This is a genomic window from Dechloromonas sp. ZS-1 (assembly GCF_039649255.1).
In the GTDB taxonomy this organism is placed as follows: domain Bacteria; phylum Pseudomonadota; class Gammaproteobacteria; order Burkholderiales; family Rhodocyclaceae; genus Azonexus.
Genome location: NZ_JBDIYD010000028.1, coordinates 1 through 5,663, shown reverse-complemented (window position 1 = coordinate 5,663; position 5,663 = coordinate 1). Strand labels below are relative to the sequence as shown.

The window sequence follows — 5,663 nt, the reverse complement described above, 5'->3', positions numbered from 1 at the left end:
TTCTTCCATCACCATGCTCATCTCGGGTCACTCCTTCAAGGTTAACACCTGAGCAGGTTTTTACTGGGTCAATACATTCTTTCCTACGGTCATCATCGCTCCTGGCAATGTGGCAGTTTCCTGCCGGGTGACCGTTTACACAAAAATTCTTACACGCTCCGTGCCAAATCAGATGATGTCCATCGAGGATTTTATAAAATGTTTTGGGCGCTTTCGATGATCGTGCCGCCCCAGTTTGTCACGCCACAACCTTCTAGATGGATGTGTGTAAGCAAACCAGATTTCCTAAGTCTAACCAGAGACATTCAAGTCATCCCACTGCAGATAGGGCGCTAAAAGACTACAGCCAACCCGATCAGGGTAGGCGGCCACCCAGAAAATGCAATGGCAGCAATATGGCACAAAGGGAAAACACGTTCTGTGGCTTCGTCAGGTCGGTCGATAGTCATATGTAACAAGCCTTTGGCCCGAAACAACCGGCTCCCAAAGATTAGCCATTGCTCACCTGGTAATGTGAGGCCGCACGTTATCTGTATGTTATGGTAAATTTGACAGTAGCACATCCACTCTGTCAAATTGTCATAAATGAACATTCATGCAGCGGCGATCATTGGTGTCACCACGATCTTATTTGTCATAGAGCGCCTTGCAGAGTTGGCAAGTTCAACTGGAACAAACATAGGGGAATTTATTTTTCTGGCTGGGACCTTGGGCGTTGTCTCCTCCAGTTGGGGTGCGCACACGTTTCTGCATCACGCAAGCCAGAAGAAGCAGCTAGAAGCTGCTGCAGCTCAGATCCGTCATAGCATCGATAACCGCCGTTTTGTTATGTTTTACCAGCCCATAGTCGATTCGGAATCTGGGGCAATCGTATCGTGCGAGGCATTACTGCGAATACTGGACGAGAACGATAGACCAATGGCGCCGCCGGCGTTCTTAGCTGACGTTGAACGGTACGGGTTACAGACGTATCTCAGCCACGCCATTATAAGTACGGTGGATTCTGACTTCCTTGAACACGGAATCACTCTTGCAGTTACAGTCAATTTATCTCTTGCCGATATCTCTAGCGACGAAGTCATTATGTTGCTGATGGCGCCACGATCCTTTGCTCTGAACGTGGAAGTAACTGAATCAACCTTCTTGGGTGCAACCCCTCATGCCATGGACTCACTTAACCGTTTGCGCAGCCACGGCATCAAGATTTACCTTGACGATTTTGGGACTGGATATTCGTCTTTTACGCATCTCGCTGAGATGCCTATTGATGTACTGAAAATTGATAGAGAGTTCATTCGCAAATCACAGCGGACGGCTAAGGATGCCGCAATCTGTAAGAGCATTGTGGATTTAACAAAAACCATAAATGTCAGATCTGTTGCCGAAGGCGTAGAAACACAAGAAGAGCATAAATTTCTCAGTGCCATCGGCTGCGACGGCGTCCAAGGCTTTCTGTTTCACCGCCCAATGGCTGCATCAGAGCTGAGTGCTATCACTTCCGCTGCTTGCGTGAAATAGCCGTCATTTGATTCCTGTCCATTATTTCCTGGTCGCCTTTTGCCGTGCTTGTTTTAGAGTGGAGCGGTCCCTTGAACGTCTAGCGCACCAGTCGGAGCAAAGGCAGCAGTTGGCCGACAGCCCGTACTCCCCCCTCTGCCCGATAGCTGCCGTTACGTTTCCTGGATGGCAGGTTTGTCGGCAGCACCTCATCAGGCTCTTCCCGGCCATCAGCGGAAGTACGCCCCATCCCACTAGCAGTCATAGGAATGGCCGCTCGACTCCGAAACCTGCCTGATGGGAAATTCGTGCTCCTCGACCTTTGCGGTCCTTCATCGTTTAGGTAGAGCAACAACAGTTTGCTGATTCAAGCTGGCGCTGAGCGAAGTATGTCAAAGACAGCGCCCCAGACAAAGGGGGCCTAAACGCCAGGCTCTAGTTCGATGTTCAGAGTCAAACGCTTTCCTTCCCTCAATACTGTGAGTTGAACTTGCTGTCCGATCTGTTTGTCATCTAAGTGGCGAAGAAGATCTATTACAGAGCCGACTTCTCTGCCATCTATACCGGTTATGACGTCTCCTGGAATCACTGTTCCATCGATTGTTAGCTTTGCCCCCATCAACCCTGCTTTCGCTGCTGCGGAAGATTTGGCCACCTGAAGGACAACAACTCCCTTTACCCCCAGAATTTCTGTAAGCCGCTCGTTCATCGAGTCATCCATGCTGATACCCAGCGATGGCCGGATATACCGCCCGTTATTGATGAGTTGCGGCACAACGCGCATCACTGTGTCGACGGGGACAGCAAATCCGATGCCCGCGGAAGCTCCGCTTGGGCTGTAAATTGCGGTATTTATGCCAATCAGTCGGCCGGCGGAATCAAGTAGCGGCCCTCCCGAGTTTCCGGGATTAATAGCTGCATCAGTCTGGATAAGGTGCTCAACTGTTGGCTTCCCAGGGATGCCTGATAGTGACCGATCCAGTGCGGAAACAATGCCACTGGTCAGCGTCCAATCAAGTCCAAATGGATTGCCGATAGCAAAAACCTTTTGACCAACTCTAAGATCATGGCTTGTGCCGACAGGGACGGGAGGCGGCCGTTTGAATCCGACCCCAATTTTGAGAACGGCAATGTCGTGATCGCGGCTAGCGCCAACCAGCACAGCTTGATAGCTACGGCCATCAGCTAACTTGACGTTTGCCTCGGAAGCATCTTTGATTACATGGAAATTCGTTACGACATGGCCTGCATCATCCCAGACGAAACCGGAGCCAGTTCCGCGAGGTACAGAGTAAACATTACGTGTCCAGAAGTCGCGTACCAAACCTGCGGTTGAGATAAAAACTACGGAGTTTCTTGACCTCTCAAAAATCTCAATCGTTGTTTTCTCATCGGTAGCCAATTCGCCCCTAGAAACGACAGTTCGGGGTTCCGCTTTATCAGGAACAAGGGCAGCCTCAATCGCCGGCAGTAAATACCAGAGCACCATCAACCCAGCCAGCGTGATGGGCATTAATGCCCATCTCCAGAAGAACAGTCGAAGTTCAGATGAAGGATTTTGGCGAGGTCGATACAAGGCTGCCCTTTCAGAAAGATTGTCTAAACAACTTCTATTTTCCTGGCTTTCGCCTTGCTCGGAGTGGCCTTGGGAAGTTCTACACGTAATACTCCATTCGTGTAACTGGCCTTGGCATCATCCGCAAGTATGGGGGCGGAGAGCGGCACAATGCGGCGGAAACTGCCGTAAGCACACTGCATAATTCGCCAGCGCCCATCCGTGTTTTCTTTCGAAAATCGTTTTTCGCCACTTACCACCAGTATGCCATCCATGACTTCGATGCTCATATCCTGCTTGTCCATGCCTGGCACTTCTAGGCGCACGATGAGGCGTTTCTCGTCCTCAAACACTTCGCCACCCAACATCGACCAACTGCGCGCTGGCCAATAGAACGGATCATCGACATCACCCTTCGCCGGAAGTTCGGATTCCGTACTTGGTTTGAAACGAGTCAGTGCGTTAGTGGCAGATTCCTGTAAGTGATGCCATCCATCCGCTACAGAATCAAGGAACGAACTGACACCCTCAATCGTCAACAACGATTGATTTGTACCAAACCGAAACGTAGCCGGTGAGATATGGCTCTCCACCGATCAGTCGAATAGCCGCTTTAATCCGCATCAGAAACCTGCCAGTGGAAATTTGGGCCATCGAAAGGCGGGTTTGGGTCGAGAGCACCAGTTCGACGGAGTAGAAAGCAGACCTTCGATCCCGATTGGCACTGACAGGCGGCTTACGGCAGCAGCAACTTCGGCAATCAGCTTGCGCCATTCCTCGCGGCGTTCGGCAATCGGGTCAATCCCTTGAGCCAGCTTGATTCGCGCAGTGCGGGCCAGTTCTTTGGCTTGTGCCAGTGTGACATCTGGATAACCGCCCAGGCCCATGTCCTTGCGAACTCCTGCAACCCGATACCGCAATATCCAGCTACGCGATCCGGTTTGCGTTACGTTCAGGCCGAGGCCAGTAACGCCGCCGACGAAGTTGATTCCCCTGCGATTGATTTGGGACACCGCCAGTGCCCCTAGTTCCTTTCTGTTCGTGCTACCCATCGTTTTACCCATCCACGTTGTACGAGATTGTGATTTTTCCGTGGCGAGGCAAAGGCGGGAGGACTGAACAAACTCAGCTCTAACGGCCTTTGTCGCGCAAGGAAATATCGATGGGTTCTTGTCTTCGCTGACGCTTCCGCACGCAACGGAATTCAGAGCCCACCCGGAATAGAAACGTGGCAGGAGCGGTCTACAACGCCCTCGTCATGCAAATATTTTTCGGGTGCGCCAATCAATGGAGGTTGTTTCAGCTACAAGTCTCTATGAGGTATGCTCGGTAAATTATTTTTGCATGCTGTTAACATGAGCTTAGAAGCGATCATTCAAGCCGCTCCGCCGGAACTGCGTCAGGGTCTTAGCTGGTTTGCTGCGAATGCGGGCAAGACCGTGAAATGGAGTGAAGCGGGTCAGGCGGATACCAGGCTATTCAGTACGCCCAAAGGCATCTATAAACCCGAAGGATCAAACTTCGCGCTGAGCGTTCGCCAGACTCTGAAGACGGCATATCCGGATAGAGCGCCACAGTTTCGCCCAGACGGTACTTGGACCTACCTTTACCACCAAGAGGGTGAAACGCCTGAGGCTGATGGCCTTTTCACCAATAAAGGGCTCCGGGCCTGTATGGAGGAGGGGGTTCCTGTTGGCGTTGCTCGACAGGTAAGCGCTAAGCCCGACACTCGCTATGCCATTCTGGGACTCGCTCGTGTTACACACTGGAAAGATGGCGTGTTTCAGCTTGATGGATATGCCCCTGATGGCACTCTGTTCAGCCAGTCAGTGGATGGGCCGCTAGCTACGGTACTACTGGCAACCGAGCCGCAGGTCGAGCCATTTGATCCGGCATCACAAGAAGACGCTCGTCAGCGTGTCCTTTCATCGGTTGTCCGACGACGTGGGCAGTCAAGATTTCGTGCAGGGTTGTTGCGTGCCTACGGAGGCAAATGTGCGATTACTGGTTGTGCAGTTGAGGCGATATTGGAAGCTGCCCATGTCACGCCCTATCTGGGGCCTGATACTAATGCGCTAAGTAACGGTATCCTGCTACGAGCTGATCTTCACACTTTGTGGGATCTGGGGCTGATTGCCATTGAGCCAACATCAAAGACGATGTGGGTATCGCCTTCGCTCGTTGGCTCAGAGTACGATCAATTTGCGGGGAAGGTTCCTTTCATCCCAGCGAAAATTGCTGAGCAACTCGCTGTGCCGGCTCTGCAGCAACATTGGGAACTTGCAACGAAGCTGCCTAAATAGAGGGCATTACGTAACCCATCACGGCACCCATCATTTTCACTGCGATGAGATGAGTTCGAGTGAGACATCGTTAGGTTGACAGCAGATGCGCCGTTCAGGCAGAATGCGGCCCTTGATTCTTGGTGAGTCGCTGTGAGGAGCACTTCAAGTGGTCCCCCTCTCCGCCAGGATGCTTAAAAGACCCGTGTGGCATTACGGGTCTTTTGCTTTTCGGTGGTGAATCGGAAAGAAGAAGTAAAGTGTGAGTTTTACGGGTTTGTTAGTGGTTTTCGGGAAAGCGGTTTATTTTCGAAAGTTATTGACAAGGA

General features: G+C 51.5%; 5 protein-coding genes. 2 read left to right on the top strand and 3 right to left on the bottom strand.

Features of this window, described 5'->3' with window-relative positions:
* Positions 1-585 precede the first annotated feature (585 nt).
* On the top strand, positions 586-1,518 hold the full coding sequence (locus AACO21_RS16540; protein WP_346193632.1) for an EAL domain-containing protein: 933 nt from the start codon (positions 586-588) through the stop codon (positions 1,516-1,518).
* A 400-nt stretch (positions 1,519-1,918) separates the two neighbouring features.
* Here AACO21_RS16540 and AACO21_RS16535 read toward each other — a convergent pair whose 3' ends face one another.
* From AACO21_RS16535 to AACO21_RS16525, 3 genes are all read right to left on the bottom strand, one after another.
* Positions 1,919-3,010, bottom strand: coding sequence for a trypsin-like peptidase domain-containing protein (locus AACO21_RS16535; RefSeq protein ID WP_346193631.1), 1,092 nt, complete (start codon positions 3,008-3,010; stop codon positions 1,919-1,921).
* A gap of 86 nt (positions 3,011-3,096) precedes the next feature.
* A complete protein-coding gene (locus AACO21_RS16530; RefSeq protein ID WP_346193630.1) occupies positions 3,097-3,645 on the bottom strand; it encodes an Hsp20/alpha crystallin family protein in 549 nt (182 codons plus the stop codon).
* A gap of 30 nt (positions 3,646-3,675) precedes the next feature.
* A complete protein-coding gene (locus AACO21_RS16525) occupies positions 3,676-4,065 on the bottom strand; it encodes an Arm DNA-binding domain-containing protein (protein ID WP_346193629.1) in 390 nt (129 codons plus the stop codon).
* 309 nt (positions 4,066-4,374) lie between these two features.
* Here AACO21_RS16525 and AACO21_RS16520 point away from each other — a divergent pair, with 309 nt between their 5' ends.
* Positions 4,375-5,355, top strand: coding sequence for an HNH endonuclease signature motif containing protein (locus AACO21_RS16520; protein WP_346193628.1), 981 nt, complete (start codon positions 4,375-4,377; stop codon positions 5,353-5,355).
* Positions 5,356-5,663: the final 308 nt, after the last annotated feature.

Bases quoted from the DNA above. Each gene is read 5' to 3' on its own strand.
- AACO21_RS16535 (WP_346193631.1), bottom strand. From the start codon at position 3,010: ATGCCCATCACGCTGGCTGGGTTGATGGTGCTCTGGTATTTACTGCCG.
- AACO21_RS16540 (WP_346193632.1), top strand. From the start codon at position 586: ATGAACATTCATGCAGCGGCGATCATTGGTGTCACCACGATCTTATTT.
- AACO21_RS16520 (WP_346193628.1), top strand. From the start codon at position 4,375: ATGCTCGGTAAATTATTTTTGCATGCTGTTAACATGAGCTTAGAAGCG.